This is a genomic window from Paenibacillus bouchesdurhonensis (assembly GCF_900155685.1).
GTDB lineage: Bacteria > Bacillota > Bacilli > Paenibacillales > Paenibacillaceae > Fontibacillus > Fontibacillus bouchesdurhonensis.
This window is the reverse complement of record NZ_LT732548.1, coordinates 79,297-96,467: the sequence shown is the minus strand read 5'-3', so window position 1 is coordinate 96,467 and position 17,171 is coordinate 79,297. Positions and strand designations below refer to the sequence as shown.

The 17,171-nt window shown below is 45.2% G+C and carries 15 protein-coding genes; 8 read left to right on the top strand and 7 right to left on the bottom strand.

Annotated elements, in window-relative coordinates; translation table 11 throughout:
* Positions 1–601 precede the first annotated feature (601 nt).
* The 7 genes from rsmG to rpmH form a co-directional block, all read right to left on the bottom strand.
* Positions 602–1,324: a 16S rRNA (guanine(527)-N(7))-methyltransferase RsmG gene (gene rsmG, locus CZ379_RS04525; RefSeq protein WP_110930566.1), complete on the bottom strand. Its 723-nt coding sequence runs from the start codon at positions 1,322–1,324 to the stop codon at positions 602–604.
* 4 nt (positions 1,325–1,328) lie between these two features.
* Complete coding sequence (mnmG, locus tag CZ379_RS04520) at positions 1,329–3,215, bottom strand: tRNA uridine-5-carboxymethylaminomethyl(34) synthesis enzyme MnmG (RefSeq protein WP_110930565.1); 1,887 nt, start codon at positions 3,213–3,215, stop codon at positions 1,329–1,331.
* A 124-nt stretch (positions 3,216–3,339) separates the two neighbouring features.
* Entirely contained in the window at positions 3,340–4,719 is a 1,380-nt protein-coding gene (mnmE, locus tag CZ379_RS04515) for a tRNA uridine-5-carboxymethylaminomethyl(34) synthesis GTPase MnmE (RefSeq protein ID WP_110930564.1), read from the bottom strand.
* Between the two features lie 900 nt (positions 4,720–5,619).
* Complete coding sequence (jag, locus tag CZ379_RS04510) at positions 5,620–6,333, bottom strand: RNA-binding cell elongation regulator Jag/EloR (protein WP_110930563.1); 714 nt, start codon at positions 6,331–6,333, stop codon at positions 5,620–5,622.
* Positions 6,330–7,217, bottom strand: a complete 888-nt coding sequence (locus tag CZ379_RS04505; RefSeq protein WP_110930562.1) for a YidC/Oxa1 family membrane protein insertase — start codon at positions 7,215–7,217, stop codon at positions 6,330–6,332. Before CZ379_RS04505 ends, jag begins: the two co-directional genes overlap by 4 nt.
* A gap of 75 nt (positions 7,218–7,292) precedes the next feature.
* Positions 7,293–7,643 carry a ribonuclease P protein component gene (gene rnpA / locus CZ379_RS04500; RefSeq protein ID WP_110930561.1) on the bottom strand — a complete coding sequence of 117 codons (351 nt, stop codon included), beginning with the start codon at positions 7,641–7,643 and terminating at the stop codon, positions 7,293–7,295.
* Positions 7,644–8,053: 410 nt separating this feature from the next.
* A complete protein-coding gene (gene rpmH / locus CZ379_RS04495) occupies positions 8,054–8,188 on the bottom strand; it encodes a 50S ribosomal protein L34 (RefSeq protein WP_110930560.1) in 135 nt (44 codons plus the stop codon).
* A gap of 320 nt (positions 8,189–8,508) precedes the next feature.
* On the opposite strand from rpmH, the gene gnd reads away from it, so the two are divergent.
* The 8 genes from gnd (at position 8,509) to remB (ending at position 17,135) form a co-directional block, all read left to right on the top strand.
* Positions 8,509–9,408: a phosphogluconate dehydrogenase (NAD(+)-dependent, decarboxylating) gene (gene gnd, locus CZ379_RS04490; protein WP_110930559.1), complete on the top strand. Its 900-nt coding sequence runs from the start codon at positions 8,509–8,511 to the stop codon at positions 9,406–9,408.
* Between the two features lie 68 nt (positions 9,409–9,476).
* Positions 9,477–10,148, top strand: a complete 672-nt coding sequence (locus CZ379_RS04485; RefSeq protein WP_110930558.1) for a GntR family transcriptional regulator — start codon at positions 9,477–9,479, stop codon at positions 10,146–10,148.
* Positions 10,149–10,384: 236 nt separating this feature from the next.
* Positions 10,385–11,932, top strand: a complete 1,548-nt coding sequence (gene gntK, locus CZ379_RS04480; protein ID WP_199925467.1) for a gluconokinase — start codon at positions 10,385–10,387, stop codon at positions 11,930–11,932.
* A gap of 682 nt (positions 11,933–12,614) precedes the next feature.
* On the top strand, positions 12,615–13,961 hold the full coding sequence (dnaA, locus tag CZ379_RS04475) for a chromosomal replication initiator protein DnaA (protein ID WP_110930556.1): 1,347 nt from the start codon (positions 12,615–12,617) through the stop codon (positions 13,959–13,961).
* Positions 13,962–14,265: 304 nt separating this feature from the next.
* Positions 14,266–15,408, top strand: coding sequence for a DNA polymerase III subunit beta (dnaN, locus tag CZ379_RS04470; protein WP_110930555.1), 1,143 nt, complete (start codon positions 14,266–14,268; stop codon positions 15,406–15,408).
* 64 nt (positions 15,409–15,472) lie between these two features.
* Positions 15,473–15,688, top strand: coding sequence for a S4 domain-containing protein YaaA (yaaA, locus tag CZ379_RS04465; RefSeq protein ID WP_110930554.1), 216 nt, complete (start codon positions 15,473–15,475; stop codon positions 15,686–15,688).
* A 69-nt stretch (positions 15,689–15,757) separates the two neighbouring features.
* Positions 15,758–16,870 (top strand): DNA replication/repair protein RecF, encoded by a 1,113-nt coding sequence (recF, locus tag CZ379_RS04460; protein WP_110930553.1) that lies wholly within the window; start codon positions 15,758–15,760, stop codon positions 16,868–16,870.
* A gap of 16 nt (positions 16,871–16,886) precedes the next feature.
* Complete coding sequence (gene remB / locus CZ379_RS04455) at positions 16,887–17,135, top strand: extracellular matrix regulator RemB (RefSeq protein WP_110930552.1); 249 nt, start codon at positions 16,887–16,889, stop codon at positions 17,133–17,135.
* Positions 17,136–17,171 lie beyond the last annotated feature (36 nt).

Below are 17,171 nucleotides of genomic sequence, written 5' to 3'. Positions count from 1 at the left end.
CCTTGTTAATTAAAGTAAAGGGAAAGCTGCACAGTAAACGGTAAGAAAAACGTCTATCAACATACTTTCAAAGAAAGACAGACCACGTTTGGCGGCAGTTTTTCCGGCGATATAAGAAAGTGGAAGCTTCAAATTGCATACTTTCATATATCTAGAGAAAACCGTCTAACGACGTAATTTCTTAGTAGACAGACCGCTATTAGCAGTAGATTTCTGACGACTATAGAATTTCAAGCAAAAATGAAGACTTTAGGTTCTATAATCTTGAAATAGTCCCGACGAGAAAATCGATCACCTATGTATACGCGCAAGGTGAATGCTCTCATAACTGGTAGTATTTCATCAATGAGTTTCTACGAACAATGCTCTACGACAAACATTGTGAAATGATAGATTGAAGTATTTTCGTAGAAATCAACTAACATCGGACAAATGATGATCGATATATCTATTCTACCACTTTTTTAACTATAATCCTATTCTCTTATTCAGCTATTTTTCCTGATTTCCTGACATGAAGAAGAGATCCCCCAGCTATGATGTTTCACGTGGAACATTTTGCTGGAAGGATCATAATTTATCGTTAAAATTAACTGTGCAATTAAATAATGGGTGTTTTTAAGGGCGTTCCGGCTTTTCGAGGATAGGCCTTTGGGGTCGCCGCGATTTTCTTTACAAGAATGATATGGCGATCAGAGCTATCCATAGGTAAGGTGAAGTGATGACTATTCAATAGCTTGCCATTAAGCACCTTCATACTGCGTGTTGCCTCCTCCACCTCTTCACGTGGATCACTCCCCTTCATCGCCGCAAAAGTGCCGCCTACTTTAACGAAAGGAAGGCAGAATTCATTTAATACAGCCATCCGTGCTACTGCCCTAGCCGTTACTAAATCAAACTGGTCGCGATATTGTGGCTTGCGAGCAACATCCTCTGCTCGGCCATGAATAAGCTCAACATTCTCTAGCGACAGCTTATCTACAATATTTTGCAAAAATTGAATCCGCTTGTTCAGTGAATCTACAATCGTAAGCTTGATGTGTGGAAAGCAAATTTTTAGGGGAATGCCTGGAAATCCAGCTCCAGAACCGATATCAGCCAAAGAATGAACATTTTTCATGTTCACATAAAAAGACAAGGAGAGTGAATCATAAAAATGCTTCACATAAACTTGGTCGCGCTCAGTAATCCCCGTTAGATTCATCTTTTCATTCCAAGTAACCAATTCTTTGAAATATGTTTCAAATTGGGTTAGTTGCTCCGCATCGACTTCGATTCCTTGATCGCGAAGCAATAATTGAAATTGAGATTGTATTTGATCCAATCACTTATCCTCCTGCAGCGGTAACCCGATTATAATGTTCCAAATAAACAAGTAGAATGGAAATATCAGCTGGTGATACCCCTGAAATCCGTGAAGCTTGCCCGACGGAGAGCGGCCGGATCTTCGCTAACTTCTGACGTGCTTCGATAGCCAGACCTTGGATATCCTCGTACTTGATATTTTCAGGGAGTTTCTTTCTTTCCATTTTTTTCAATTTTTCAACATGAAGCAGCTGCTTCTCGATATATCCAGCATACTTCACTTGAATTTCAACCTGCTCCATCATTTCTTCATCTAAAACAACCTCAGACGGTGAAAATTGATGGATATGCGCATAAGTGACCTCTGGACGCCGCAATATCGCCATCAAATTGCTGCCGTCCTGAATCGGAGCAGATCCGATCGACTCCAACAAAGGATTGATGTCCACCGGACGAACCTTGGTGGTGCGAAGCCGCTCCACCTCCTGCTCCACCTTCTCCTTCTTATCCAGGAATTGCGTATAACGCTCTGGTGAAATTAAACCGATATCATAACCGATTTGAGTCAGTCTTAGATCAGCATTATCATGTCGAAGCAATAGACGATATTCTGCACGCGATGTCAGCAAACGGTAAGGCTCATTTGTTCCTTTCGTTACCAAGTCGTCGATCAATACCCCGATATACCCTTGGGAACGATCCAGAACGATAGCTTCTTTGCCTTGAACCTTGCGAGCAGCGTTAATTCCTGCCATAACTCCTTGAGCCGATGCTTCTTCGTATCCGGATGTCCCATTAATTTGTCCCGCAGTAAACAAGCCAGGGAGCTGCTTCGTCTCCATCGTCGGCCACAGCTGTGTCGGTACGATGACATCATATTCGATCGCATAGCCGTTACGCATAATTTTGGCATTTTGCAGACCAGGTACCGAACGAACGATTTGCTCCTGAACCTCTTCTGGCATACTCGTCGATAGTCCTTGAACATAATACTCTGCTGTATTCTTTCCTTCTGGCTCCAGAAAGACCTGATGCTGCGGCTTATCGCTAAATCGAACGATTTTGTCCTCGATAGAAGGACAATATCTAGCACCTGTCCCTTCAATAATACCGGAGAACATCGGTGCACGATGCAAATTCGCATTGATGATTTCATGCGTCTCCGCCGAAGTATAAGTCAGCCAGCACGGCATCTGTTCATTATCCGAGCTTTTTGTCTCATATGAGAAAAATTTAGGGTTCTCATCCCCTGGTTGAATTTCCGTCTGCGAAAAATCGATGGAATCCCGATGAACGCGAGGCGGTGTACCTGTCTTGAAGCGAACGAGCTCGAAGCCAAGTTTTTTCAAACTATGAGATAAGTTAACGGCAGGCTGCTGATTGTTTGGCCCACTCTCATACGCCAGCTCACCCATAATAATTTTTCCGCGCAAATAGGTGCCTGTCGTCAACACAACCGCCTTACTACGATATTCGGCCCCCGTCTGGGTAATAACGCCCACGCATTTGCCATCCTCCACGATCAAATCCTCAACCATGCCTTGGCGCAGCGTTAAGTTATCCTGCCTCTCCAGCGTCTCTTTCATCGTATGCTGATACAACACCTTATCCGCTTGGGCACGAAGCGCGTGAACCGCAGGTCCTTTGCCTGTATTCAGCATCCGCATTTGAATGAATGTTCTGTCGATATTACGGCCCATTTCACCGCCAATGGCATCCACTTCTCTTACTACATGGCCTTTAGCCGGCCCTCCGATGGAGGGGTTACACGGCATGAAAGCGACCATATCCAGATTAATCGTCACCAGCAGTGTTTTACAGCCCATACGTGCTGCAGCCAATGCCGATTCACTGCCTGCATGTCCAGCACCGACGACGATGATATCGTATTCTGCTGCTTCAAATCCCATCCTAAAACCCCCTTTAATTTCAATGGTTATATAGTAGACACCAACATTTAATTTAAAATTAAATTATTCAAAAACGTTCTTTTTCATCATACCATGAATGAACGCAGGTCATACGTGCGAGAAACTATTTTCCTAAACAAAATTGGGAGAAAATCTGATCAATCAAAGCATCTGGCGCAGCATCGCCGATCACTTCGCCCAGTTGTTCCCACGCTAACCGTACATCAATTTGCAGAATATCGATCGGAATGCCGATATCCGCAGCCTCATAAGCATCTGCGAGCGATTGCTTCGCCTTATTCAGCAGGGCAATATGACGTACGTTGCTGACGTAAGTAAGATCCCCGGACTCCAGCTGTCCCCCGAAAAATAGCTTGGAGATCGCTTCTTCCAAATAATCAAGACCTTCCTCCGTCTTCACGGACAGCTCTACAATGGCTTCCTCCGGGAAATAACGGCTGACAACCTCCCTGTTCAACTGTTGGGGCAAATCAATCTTATTCAGCAGTACAATCGTCTGCCTCCCTCTCAGCTGCTCCATCAAATGAATCTCGTCTTCATGAAGCAGCTCAGCGTTATTGAGCACTAGCAATATCAAATCTGCTTCATTCACCGCAGCCTTGGAGCGCTCTACTCCGATTTGCTCCACGACATCAATCGTTTCGCGAATTCCCGCTGTATCCAGCAGCTTGAGTGGAATATTGTTGATCGTCACGTATTCTTCAATCACGTCCCGGGTAGTTCCGGGAATATCGGTAACAATCGCCTTATTCTCTCTAGCCAAAGCATTCAAGAGCGAAGATTTACCGACATTTGGTCGCCCAACAATCGCCGTCGTAATGCCTTCACGCAATATTTTGCCCTGATTTGCCGTCTTAAGGAGCTGATCAATCCCCTCGGTCACTTCCGTGCATTTCGTCTTGATGAACTGCGTCGTCATCGACTCGACGTCATGCTCGGGATAATCGATATTAACCTCGATATGTGCCAGCGTCTCCACCAGCGTATGGCGCAGGGCAGTGATTTTGCGAGATAAATCACCCTCCACCTGCTTCAGGGCAACCGAGAATGCCCGATCTGACTTGGAGCGGATCAAGTCAATGACCGCTTCCGCCTGCGACAAATCGATTCGCCCATTCAAGAAGGCCCGCTTCGTGAACTCGCCCGGCTCTGCCAGGCGAATATTCGGCTGCAGCAGAAGAAGATCCATCACCCGCTTGACGGAAATGATCCCACCGTGCGTGCTGATTTCCACAACATCCTCCGTCGTAAACGAACGCGGCGCGCGGAACACCGACACCAGCACCTCTTCCAGCTTTTCCTGCGTCTTTGGATGTATAATGAAGCCATAATGAACAGTATGGCTCTCCACATCTGTCAACGGCTTCTTGGAGCGAAACAATGCTCCTACTTCAGCAATCGCCTCCGGTCCACTGACACGAATGACCGCAATCCCACTTTCACCCACTGCCGTTGATATGGCAGCGATTGTATCGCTCAACATGGTTAATTCACCTCGTGATTTATAAAATAAAAATGCTCATTCTGCTTTTCGGGGAAGCTGTGCGGTAACAGGGTTGGCGTGTGAAAAGAACTTCTGGTGAAAATGTTAGCCGCCACGCATTCCGGTTGATCCTACGATCGCTGTTGTCGTCAGATTATCAGGATCTGATGAATTCCTAAGCGGCTATAATCCGACGACAAAGACGAACGCTAGCGCTTCTCCGAATTCAAATGGCCTGCTATGCTAATCTTTTCAACTATTAAATAATCATCCTCGCGTGGTCTCGATGCTCTTTCGGGTACCCCCCATAAGCTAGACCACATTCAAACACTATAATTCCCGCTTGCAACCAAACGCATCCCAAAGGGACAGTTCATACTTCAACCCGTGACAGTAAGCGCCTCTATCCTAACTACCAATTCTACTCCCGAGGATCGCCAACATTTCCTTGCGCCAGCTTAAGCGCATTTCTGCAGGAAACGGCGTCTCCTTGCACACAGGTAGATCACACTAGCACCAACCCGACTCCTACGCCTGCAGGAACGTCGCAAGTAAAGCGTGCCCGTTAGGGCGATAGCGACTCCCTTCGCCAACCCATGCTCGAGGGCGTCTACAGCAGAAGTGCCTGCAGCATGTTTTCAGGTTACCCGGGTGCTCCAAAAGTAAGACGTACCCGAAGGGGGAAAAGCGTGCCTTACACAAACCCAAGCGCATTCCCGAAGGGAACAGCGATGCAGGTGCGCCTCTTTTACTCCTACGTTACCCCAATTTGCGAGTGTCCCGAGGACCGCAAGCCTTGGGAGCCCTCCCTTACCGTAAGGGAGGGTTTGGGTGGGTTGAGATCCACAATAAAAAACAGACGCAATGACATTTGCCGAAACAACGTCATTGCGTCCTCATTCATTTACTCTGCTTCAGGGCGATTACGACACGCCGGTTAGGCTCCTCACCTTTACTGTAAGTCTTAACCTCTGGGTGATCCTGAAGTTTGGAATGAATCACTTTGCGCTCCTGCGGCGACATCGGTTCAAGAGCCAGCTCTTTACGGGTGCGAATCACCCGACCAGCAAGCCTGACGGCCAAATCCTCGAGCGTCTTTCTCCGGCGTTCCCGGAAATTCTCCGCATCAAGCACGATACGAACGAAGCTATCGGAATAACGGTTAGCGATAATATTCGCCAAATATTGCAGGGCATCAAGGGTTTGCCCCCTACGCCCGATCAGTAATCCCAAATCATTACCGGAAATGTTTAGCACCGTATTATCCTTCTTATGCTGTACCTCTACATTTACCTGAAGACCCATGTTCTCGCCGACGTCCCGAACAAATGACGCCGCCTCCTCATAAGGATCCCGCCCGTCGCTAACCTCATCCTCTTTATAAGTCATAGGAACAGCATCGTTCGAACGGCTTCCTTGAAGCGGTTCTGACGGGGTCTCTTCAAGCAAGGTTAACTCTACCTTGGCTTCCTTGACACCGATCAGCCCCAGGAATCCTTTTGACGGCTGCTCCAACACATTCACGGCGACTTTGTCCTCGGTAGTGCCGAGCTTGGCCAATCCTTGTCTTACAGCTTCTTCAACGGTTTTTCCCGACGTCACAATTTTATTCATTTCGACTTTTTGGCCTCCTTGGCTCCTTTGCCGGGATGACCGGCTTTTAAGTTGGAACCGCCCTTTTTCGACTTAGATCCGCCGCTTCCATCGCTGCCATTACCACCAGCCGTAGCCACGACAGGATCTTTCTTGCGATAAATGAAATAGTTTTGCGCAATCGTATATAGGTTACTGTACACCCAGTATAGAGGAAGTGCTGCAGGGAAATTGTAGGCCATGATGAAAATCAGCACAGGGTAGATCAGCATCATGAACTGCATGGGTCCTTGCATGCCCGAAGGGTTCATACTCGACATCATTTTGGTTTGAATAAATGTCGTCAACGCCGCAATTACAGGCAGAATAAACAGTTTATCCGGCTCACCCAGCTGCAACCATAAGAATGAATGTGTAGAAATCGCCGAGTTATTGTAAATCGAATTATATAGTGCGATGAATACCGGCATTTGAATCAATAAAGGGAAACAGCCGGCCATCGGATTAACACCGTTCTCTTGAAACAGCTTCATCGTCTCTTGCTGCTGCAGTTCTGGATTATCCTTATACTTTTCCTTAATCTTCGCTAATTCAGGCTGAATGGCTTGCATCGATTTTGAACTTTTGACCTGCTTAAGCGTCAGAGGCAAAATCAGCGTTCGAACAATAATGGTAAGAACGAGAATCGCCAAACCATATTCTCCGCCAAACCAATCCGCAAACGTATCCAAAGCAAATGAGAAGTAATAAACGACATTCGCAGTCCACCAAGAACCGCTGTTACGCATATTTTCAGTTGTCGTAGCATTATTCGTAACTTGTCCACAACCGGCAAGCACGACAACAAGACCGATCGCTAAAATGAGGAGAAGCCACTTGCTTCTGTTATTCTTAAAACGCGACACTTCAAAACCCCTCTCTTAACCTATCCATTCATCGTAAATCATAACATATTTAAAAGGACAAATAAACAAGCATCCCTACGGTCTGGAAGGCTTGAGCAGCGAGGCTTTGCGAAGGGCATGAAGCACGCTTTTCTCCAACTCCTGATACTCCATCCCGACTGCGCCTTTTCGCACGATAAAAATAATGTCTACATGATCCCTAATCTTAGCCTCATGCAGCCTGACAATCTCCTTGATCATCCGGCGCATTCGATTGCGGACAACGGCATTGCCAATTTTCTTGCTAGCTGAAACGCCAAGCCGGAATCGTTCAATATCCGGTTTATTCGACCAATAAACAACAAGCTGGCGGTTCGCAAAAGACTTACCAAACCGATAAACTCGGCTGAAATCAGCCCGGTTCCTTAATCGTAGCTTCTTATGCACGACAATCTCCTTGATTCGAACCCCGCGTCGCTTTTGGACAATGCAGGGCTTCACTTTCTTTGTATTATAAACCAACACCAAAAACGGTAAACCTTATTTATAAGTTAGGTGTCCCGTTCCATGTACAACCCTATTACAGCTTTATGTTCCCACTTACGTGAAAATCATAACGTTCATTATTATTAGGATGCCTGCCCAACGAAACTAGGAAAGCATGCCATCATTATCGAAGAACAAAAATAACCCCGCAGCAACAAGCGCTTTAAAATCACTTCCGGTAAATATCATGCGGTACCACAACCGAGAGACGGAAACGAGAAAGCGGAACGTTCACTGCAGGGAACCATAGCCAACAATATATTGCATAAACCTCTAAAAAAAGACCACCGTAGTGGTCTTCACGCAGTCATTTACGCACTGAGTACTTTTCTGCCTTTTAGACGACGAGCAGCTATAACTTTACGGCCATTTTTCGTGCTCATTCTCTTACGGAAACCGTGAACCTTTTTACGTTTGCTCACATTCGGTTTGAAAGTCGGTTTCATCTATTGCACCCCCTCACAAGGACTAACTTCTATATTCACCATTTTCATTATCCACAGAAAATGCCTTTTTTCATTTAACCATAAAACCCGGAGTAAAGTCAACCGGGCCCGGCATTTCTTTTCATCAGAACTTTTCAACATTTGTCCACAATCTTCATTACTATTTCTAGTGTATAAAAGTTATTCACATGTGGAAAAGTATTTTAACCCCTAAAAATTATAAACAACTGTTCATTTACAGATGATAACGGAGCATGTATGATGGGTTTATTATAAGTTGTATACAAGTATACTTGTTTAAAAAAAGGAGTGGTGTTTTTATGAAACTTGGCATGATCGGACTTGGTAAAATGGGTTACAATCTCGTGCTAAATCTGCTGCAACGTCATCACGAAGTGGTTGCCTTCGACATGAATCCCCGTTCTGTTGAAAGCATTGCTACAGAAGGGGCAGTTCCCGCCTCCAGTTTAGAAGAGCTTGTCACTGGTCTGGATACCCCGCGCATCATTTGGATTATGGTTCCCGCCGGAGATGCTCTCCATTCAGTTATTGACAATCTGATTCCGCACTTAAATGAAGGGGATATCATCATTGACGGAGGCAATTCGAATTACAAAAATTCTGTAGATTTAGCTGAAAAATTAGAAAAGCAAGGGATCAACTTTTTCGATGTCGGAACTTCCGGAGGCGTAGAAGGGGCAGAACATGGAGGTTGCTTCATGATCGGCGGCAATGAAGCTGTATTTTGTCACATTGAACCTATTTTTAAGGACATTGCCGTTGATAAGGGGTATTTATATGCAGGCCCAAGCGGCAGCGGGCATTTTCTAAAAATGGTTCATAACGGGATAGAATACGGCATGATGCAGGCCATTGCTGAAGGCTTTGAAATTTTGGAGAAAAGCTCGTTTGATTTCAATTACGAAGATGTGGCCAGAGTATGGTCTAACGGCTCGGTGATACGCGGCTGGTTAATGGAGCTGACTGAAAATGCATTTTCCAAAGATACAAGGCTGGACAATATTCGCGGTGTTATGAATTCATCAGGAGAAGGCAGATGGACCGTGGAAACTGCTCTTGACCTTCAAGCAACGGCGCCTGTTATTGCCATGTCCCTGTTCATGCGTTATCGCTCGCAGGACACCGATACCTTCCACGGTAAAGTCGTCGCTGCCCTGCGCAATGAATTTGGCGGACATGCCGTAGAAAGCACGCAATGACTTGACGTACCCAGGCAGAATCATTCATGTTATGATAAGTTAGTAACTTTGTGATAGGAGTCTATAACATGAAATATCCATCCTCTTGGCTAAAAGGAAGCTCTTTAGGTGAAGCGATCGCCTGTGAACTTCGTCTACAAATTATTAATGGTACGATTAAACAGGGAGAGATCCTATCCGAAAATGGAATTGCCGCTGACTTCGGCACGAGTCGTTCGCCTGTCAGAGAAGCTTTGAAGACATTGTCCACTGAGGGATTAATTACGCTTAAACGAATGGGAGCTGTAGTTAACGGACTACAACTGCATGATATTTCTGAACTGTATGATGTCAGATTTCTGATTGAGAGTTTTGCTTGGAAGCGTTTAGCTCGGCAGGATACAGCACTAGTCATTTCACAGCTTCAGCAAATTATTGACAAAATGCAGCTTGCAGCGAAGCATCTTGATATTGTGGAATTCGCCTATCAAGATCTCTCCATTCATGAATTAATTATTAAGGAAGCGAAGCATACGCGAATCTGGCATTTATGGTTGAGTATCCGCCAAATTGTAATGACGGTAATACTGATCACGACGGAGGAAGTCCTGTCCCAAGGAGAGGATAAAATTAATTTCGTCATCGACAAACACCGTAGGCTGCTGCAAGGACTGGAAACCAAAGATCCTGCTGTGATTACCGCTCGAATCGAGGAGTATTTTGCCGATTCACATCAAACGCTTCATAAAAGTATCCATTGATCAAGCAATGAAGGGGATTTACTTCCACCCTTTATGAAATTTTATCATAATTCCATTTGTCGACAAGTATACAATGGAGGCCATCCCGTCCATTGCTGATCCCATCCATTGCTGATCCAGCATTAATCCTAGTCGCCATCAGTGCTATACTTTAAGATCTTCCTCCGATAAACTGATGATAGATTGGATATCAAAGCATAAAGAATTGGATATATCCTGAAGAAAGGGTGAATCAGATGGCCAAATTATCGTATATGATCGGAATTGATATAGGCACGACAAGTACAAAAGCGGTCTTATTTGAAGACAACGGTAAAATTATAGCTTCTGCTAATGAAGGTTATCCTTTATATACGCCTTCGGCAGATATGGCGGAGCAAGACCCGGAGGAGATTTTTGAAGCCGTCATTAGTACGGTGAAGCAAGTTATGAAGAAAAGCGGTATTGACCCTGAAGATATTATCCTGGTGTCCTTCAGCGCCGCTATGCACAGTGTCATTCCTGTCGATCAGGATGGGAAGCCGATAATGCGTTGTCTGACATGGGCAGACAATCGAAGCGTAGAGTGGGCTAATCGGTTAAAAAATGAACTGAATGGGCACGATATTTACCTGCGAACCGGAACTCCAATCCATCCGATGTCGCCGCTCCCTAAGTTAATGTGGCTGCGTCATGACGTACCGGACGTTTTCAATAATGCCTATAAATTTATTTCTATTAAAGAATATATATTTCACAAGCTGTTCCAACAATATATCGTCGATTATTCGATCGCATCGGCCACAGGCTTATTAAATCTGCAGCAGTTGGAGTGGGATTCTGAAGCTCTGGCACTTGCCGGAATCACTCCAGATCGACTGTCCGAGCTTGTTCCTACTACGCATACGATCCAGGGGCTCAATGAACGATATGCACAGGAAATGGGGCTTGCTCCCTCTACCCCATTTGTTGTCGGCGCCAGTGACGGCGTACTGTCCAATCTTGGCGTGGATGCGATTGATCCTGGAGTCGTTGCCGTGACTATCGGTACCAGCGGAGCCATCCGCACGGTCGTGGATCAGCCTGTCTTCGATCCGAAAGGACGTATTTTCTGTTACGCGCTTACTGATAAGCATTGGGTGATCGGCGGGCCGGTGAACAACGGCGGCGTGATTTTCCGCTGGGTACGGGATCAGTTTGCCGCTTCCGAGGTTGAAACAGCCAACCGGCTCGGCATTAGTGTATATGACGTGCTGACGCGAATAGCAGAACGTGTCAATCCAGGCTCGGATGGCCTGTTGTTCCATCCCTTCTTATCTGGGGAACGTGCGCCGCTCTGGAATTCTAACGCGCGAGGTTCTTTCTTCGGATTGACATTAAACCATCAGAAGGAGCATATGATTCGCGCCGTATTAGAGGGTGTGATCTTCAACCTCTACACCGTCCTGTTAGCTATGGAGGAACAAATCGGTCAACCGCGGAAAATACAAGCGACAGGCGGATTTGCGCGCTCGCCGTTATGGCGTCAAATGATGGCGGATATTTTCGATCAAAAGGTCGTTATTCCAGAGAGTATCGAAAGCTCCTGCCTTGGCGCAGTCATTCTCGGCCTATATGCTATCGGCAAAATTGATTCTTTTGAGGTCGTCAAAAAAATGATCGGCGAAACCTATGAACATGCCCCAAATAAAGAAAGTGCTACGATTTACAAAGAGCTCCTTCCGATCTATATCCGGATTTCAAGGAAGCTCGAGGAGGATTATGAGGCGATTGCTCATTTTCAGAAGAATTTGAATCGGCCATAGGTTCTAATCACCGAATGGGTTTGGGTTTTGAGGGCTCTATTGTCTCTCATCCCCAGCCCTTTTTTTTGTATATCTGCACTTTATCTGCAAACATTCCCTGGCCGCTTGTACCCCTAAATCCACAATTTTTCCCTTTCAGTTTTCCTTAACCTGGCCTTTTACCCAATACTACGCGCGGGAGCCCTCGCGCAATATTTTGCTGCATGACAGCGGTCGTCGACATATCTCTCCACAACTTAATAAGTCCTCAAAAAGTTATTCACAATATTTCTCAATCATTTTTTTCTACAACCTTCTACCTTTCCTTTAACAACCTGTGTATAATTTTTAGCGAGAATTCGCTCATTATGTCGAATACTAAACAATTTATAAACAATATGTAGTGGTGTGAATTAAAATTATACACAAGTTATTGAATTTGTGGATAATTTGATGCGGAACATTGAAATACAAGGCTTATTTTGCTATGATTAGATTGCTTTTGTTGTGAATATCTAGATGTTAACAACATAATTATCAACAGCCTGTGGATAACATTGTGAACAATTTTAAATTATCCACGTTTATAATTATTATAGCCTTCTGACTAATGGGGATAACAGTCCCCTTTATTTATGCTTTTTTTCGACCCATTCTGCATGGCTCAAGCCACAAATGTAAGATTTAAAAGGAGTGACAGTCTGTGGACAGCCATACCTCCGAAATATGGCAGCATATCTTATCCATCATTAATACCAAGCTGAGCAAACCGAGCTTCGACACCTGGTTCAAGGCAACGAAAGTGGTATCCCTTACCGACGATTCGATCGTCATATCCGCCCCGACTACGTTTGCCGTCGAATGGCTGGAAAGCCGGTATACCAAGCTTGTAGCTACAACCGTATATGAATATCTCGACAAACAGGTCGATGTCTCTTTTGTGATTGAAGAATCAGCACCAGCTGAGCAGACGCAGAAGCAGAAAGAGACGCCAACGCCAGTCGCTGTAGAGGAACCAATCTCCCATATGCTTAATCCAAAGTATACATTCGATACGTTCGTTATCGGATCGGGCAATCGGTTTGCCCATGCGGCATCACTTGCTGTAGCCGAAGCACCAGCCCGAGCCTATAACCCTTTATTCCTATACGGTGGCGTAGGTTTGGGAAAGACGCACCTGATGCATGCGATCGGACATTATATTTTGGAGCATAGCCCGAGCAGCAAGGTAGTATATATCTCTTCTGAGAAGTTCACGAATGAATTCATTAATTCCATTCGAGACAACAGGGCGGAGAGTTTCCGGAACAAATACCGGAATATCGATATTCTGCTTATTGATGATATTCAATTTTTGGCAGGTAAAGAATCCACGCAAGAGGAATTCTTCCATACCTTCAATGCGCTGCATGAAGAACGTAAGCAGATCATCATTTCCAGTGATCGGCCGCCAAAGGAAATTCCTACACTGGAAGAACGGCTAAGATCACGGTTTGAATGGGGATTGATTACCGATATCCAGCCGCCGGATCTGGAGACCCGGATTGCGATTTTGCGCAAGAAGGCCAAAGCAGAGAACTTGGATATCCCGAACGAAGCGATGATGTATATCGCGAATCAAATCGATACGAACATTCGGGAACTTGAAGGAGCATTGATACGAGTTGTGGCCTACTCTTCCCTGATTAACCAGGATGTAACCACTCATCTGGCCGCTGAAGCGTTGAAAGACATCATCCCATCCAGTCGTCCCAAAATGATTACCATTCAAGACATTCAGCAAAAAGTAGGCGAATATTACAATTTGAAAATTGAAGATTTCAAAGCTCGCAAACGGACGAAGGCCATCGCCTTTCCGCGGCAAATCGCCATGTATTTATCGCGGGAGCTCACTGATTTCTCGCTGCCAAAAATCGGCGACGCCTTTGGCGGCCGAGATCATACAACCGTCATCCATGCGCATGACAAAATATCCCAAGCTCTGAAGACGGATCAGGAACTCTACAAAATTGTGAATAACTTGATCGAAAAAATTAAAAACTTATCCTGAATAAGCTTTAAGCCTATGCACATTCTATGCACATGTGGATAGGCTTCATTTCATATAATTATGTGTGTTATCCACATATTCAGTGCCCCTACTACTTCTTCTATTATTTATAAAGATATATCATCATATATAGGCGGCCTAAAGCCGCTTGAAATATAAAACCAAATCTGCGCTTATTTATGGCACAGCGAAATTCTCACGGGCTTTTTGTCGATATAATTAGAATGTATGCTTTAGGACGAGGGATATGACTAAATATTTGAGAAGATTATTGGCTACATAAAATCTTTTAGGAGTTGAAATTATGAAAATCCGCATTCTTAAACATGAATTAAATGAATCCATTCAACACGTTTCCAAGGCGATCTCCAGCCGGACAACGATTCCCATATTGACAGGCATTAAGCTAGAGGTAAATTTCCAAGGCATGACTCTAACTGCTAGCGATACCGATATTTCGATTCAGGCTTTTATTCCAGCTGAAGATCATGATAAACAAATCGTTCAAATCGAGCGTCCGGGCAGCGTCGTACTTCCGGCTAAATTTTTCGTTGAAATCATTAAAAAGCTTCCTTCTCAAGAAATCGAAATGGAAGTTAAAGACGGCTTCCAGACGTTAATCCGCTCCGGCTCAACGGATATTCAAATGGTGGGGCTTGACCCGGAGGAATTCCCGGTGCTCCCAAGCATTGAAGAGGATCAAATCATCATGATTCCGGGTGATTTGCTCAAGAACATGATCAAACAAACGGCATTCTCCATTTCCACAAATGAAACATCACCTATTTTGACCGGGATACTGTGGAACTTAAGTGACAATCAATTCAAATTCGTAGCTACCGACCGTCACCGCCTAGCTAGCAGAACTGCTGTATTAGACGATGCCGATGATATCCGGTTCAGCAACATCGTTATTTCGGGGAAAACGTTGAACGAGCTGAGCAAGATTATCCCGGATCAGAACACCATCATCGAGATCGTCGTCGCGGACAATCAAGTGTTGTTCAAAATTGATCGGATCTTGTTCTATTCGCGCATATTAGACGGAACTTATCCGGATACTTCCAAGATTATTCCGACAACCTATAAAACAGAACTTGTCCTGGATACGAAGAAACTGAGCGATTCGATTGACCGGGCTTATTTGCTATCTCGCGAAGAGAAAACCAATATTGTTCGATTGCAAACGATGGATGACGGGACAATTGAGATTTCCTCGAGTTCGTCAGAGCTTGGAAAAGTTACAGAACAGCTCGAGGTTGCTAAATTTGAGGGAGATCCGCTGCGAATTTCATTTAACTCGAAATATATGCTTGATGTGCTGAAAGTCGTCGAGAGTCAACAGCTCCATATTGGCTTCACGGGCGCAATGAGCCCAATCATTATCAAGCCATTGGATGATAGCCAAAGCCTCTATCTCATCCTCCCTTACCGAACAACGAATTAATCGGTGATGAGGCGGCCTAGAGTACGCCTGCGATCCCGATCGAGGAGAAAGGAAGAATTTAAACATGAAGACAGTCGCCATATCGACCGAATACATTAAGCTGGATCAATTTCTAAAGCTGGCGGATTGCGTACCTACGGGAGGCATGGCCAAGGCGCTTTTGCAGGAGGAAGCCGTCAAGGTCAACGGCGAGTTGGAAGAACGCCGGGGCCGCAAGCTCTATCCCGGAGATACGGTTGAAGTGGAAGGATGCGGCGCTTTCCAGGTTGCTAAGCAATAAAGTCCCTTAACTGCTCGCCAATCAGAAGCCGATTTGGGAGCAGCGGGAAGGAAGGGGGCTTAAGACCGCATGTATGTCAATCATTTACGTTTGGAGCATTACCGAAATTACGAGACATTGGCGCTGAATAATTTCGGTAATGTCAATTTACTCATCGGCCGCAATGCGCAGGGAAAGACTAATTTGCTAGAGTCTCTCTTCGTGCTCGCTTTAACGAAATCACACCGTACGACAAAGGATAAAGAGCTGATCGCTTTCGGCAGTGATCATGCGGTCATCGGCGCCGATGTGGAGAAGAAGTACGGCACATTGAAATTAGAGCTTCGCTTGTCTCAACAAGGGAAGAGAGCCAAGGTCAACAGCTTGGAGCAGCGTAAGTTAAGCGATTTCATCGGCGCTTTGAACGTCGTTATGTTCGCTCCGGAGGATCTGGAAATCGTCAAGGGAACGCCGGGAATTCGCAGACGCTTTCTGGATATGGAAATCGGCCAGGTGCAGCCCAGTTATTTGTTCCATCTTCAGCAATATCAAAAGGTGCTTGTACAGAGAAATAATCTGTTGAAGCAAGCTTATGGAGCCGGCCCTGAAATGGGAACCATGCTGGAGATTTGGAATGAGCAGCTTGCGGAGCACGGTGTTAAAATTATCAAAAGAAGGAAACAATTTATAAGAAAGCTGCAGAAATGGGCTGAACAGATTCACGAGGGCATTACCGGAGGCCTAGAAAAGCTGGAATTATCCTATTTACCTTCCTTCGGAGAGGCTGAGGAAGAAGATGAAGCTGTCCTAATGGAGCAATTTATGATAAAGTTATCACAAATGAAAGAGCAGGAAATCCGCCGTGGCATGACGCTTTCTGGGCCGCACCGCGACGATTTGGCTTTTCATATTAACGGAAATGAAGCCCAGGTATACGGTTCCCAGGGACAGCAAAGAACAACGGCATTATCGCTTAAATTAGCGGAAATTGAGCTGATTCATGAAGAGATTGGGGAATATCCGATTCTTCTGCTGGATGATGTGCTTTCAGAACTTGATCCATATCGCCAAACTCAATTGATCGAGACTTTTCAAAGCAAAGTTCAGACGTTTATTACGGCAACAGGCATAGAGAGCATCAACGCGGGCCGGCTGCAAGACGCCAGCATTTTTCACGTGCACGAAGGACAAGTCAATTCATAATGAGTGGAGGAAAGAGATGTACATTCACTTAGGTGGTGAGAAGGTCATATTCTCCTCAGAACTGGTTGCTATTTTCGACATTTCAATCGAGAAGTCCTCGAAGATTTCCAAGCAGTTCGTTAGCCACGCGATCAAAGAGAAGAACGTGCAGCGCATCGGAGAGGAAGAAGCTAAATCGATCGTAGTAACGAAAACTACGGTATATTATTCACCAATTTCTTCCGCAACCCTCAAGAAGAAGGCAAATATATCTTTTGCAATCTAACTGACCCGTCAAGCGGGTGTTTTGAATCTATAGAAG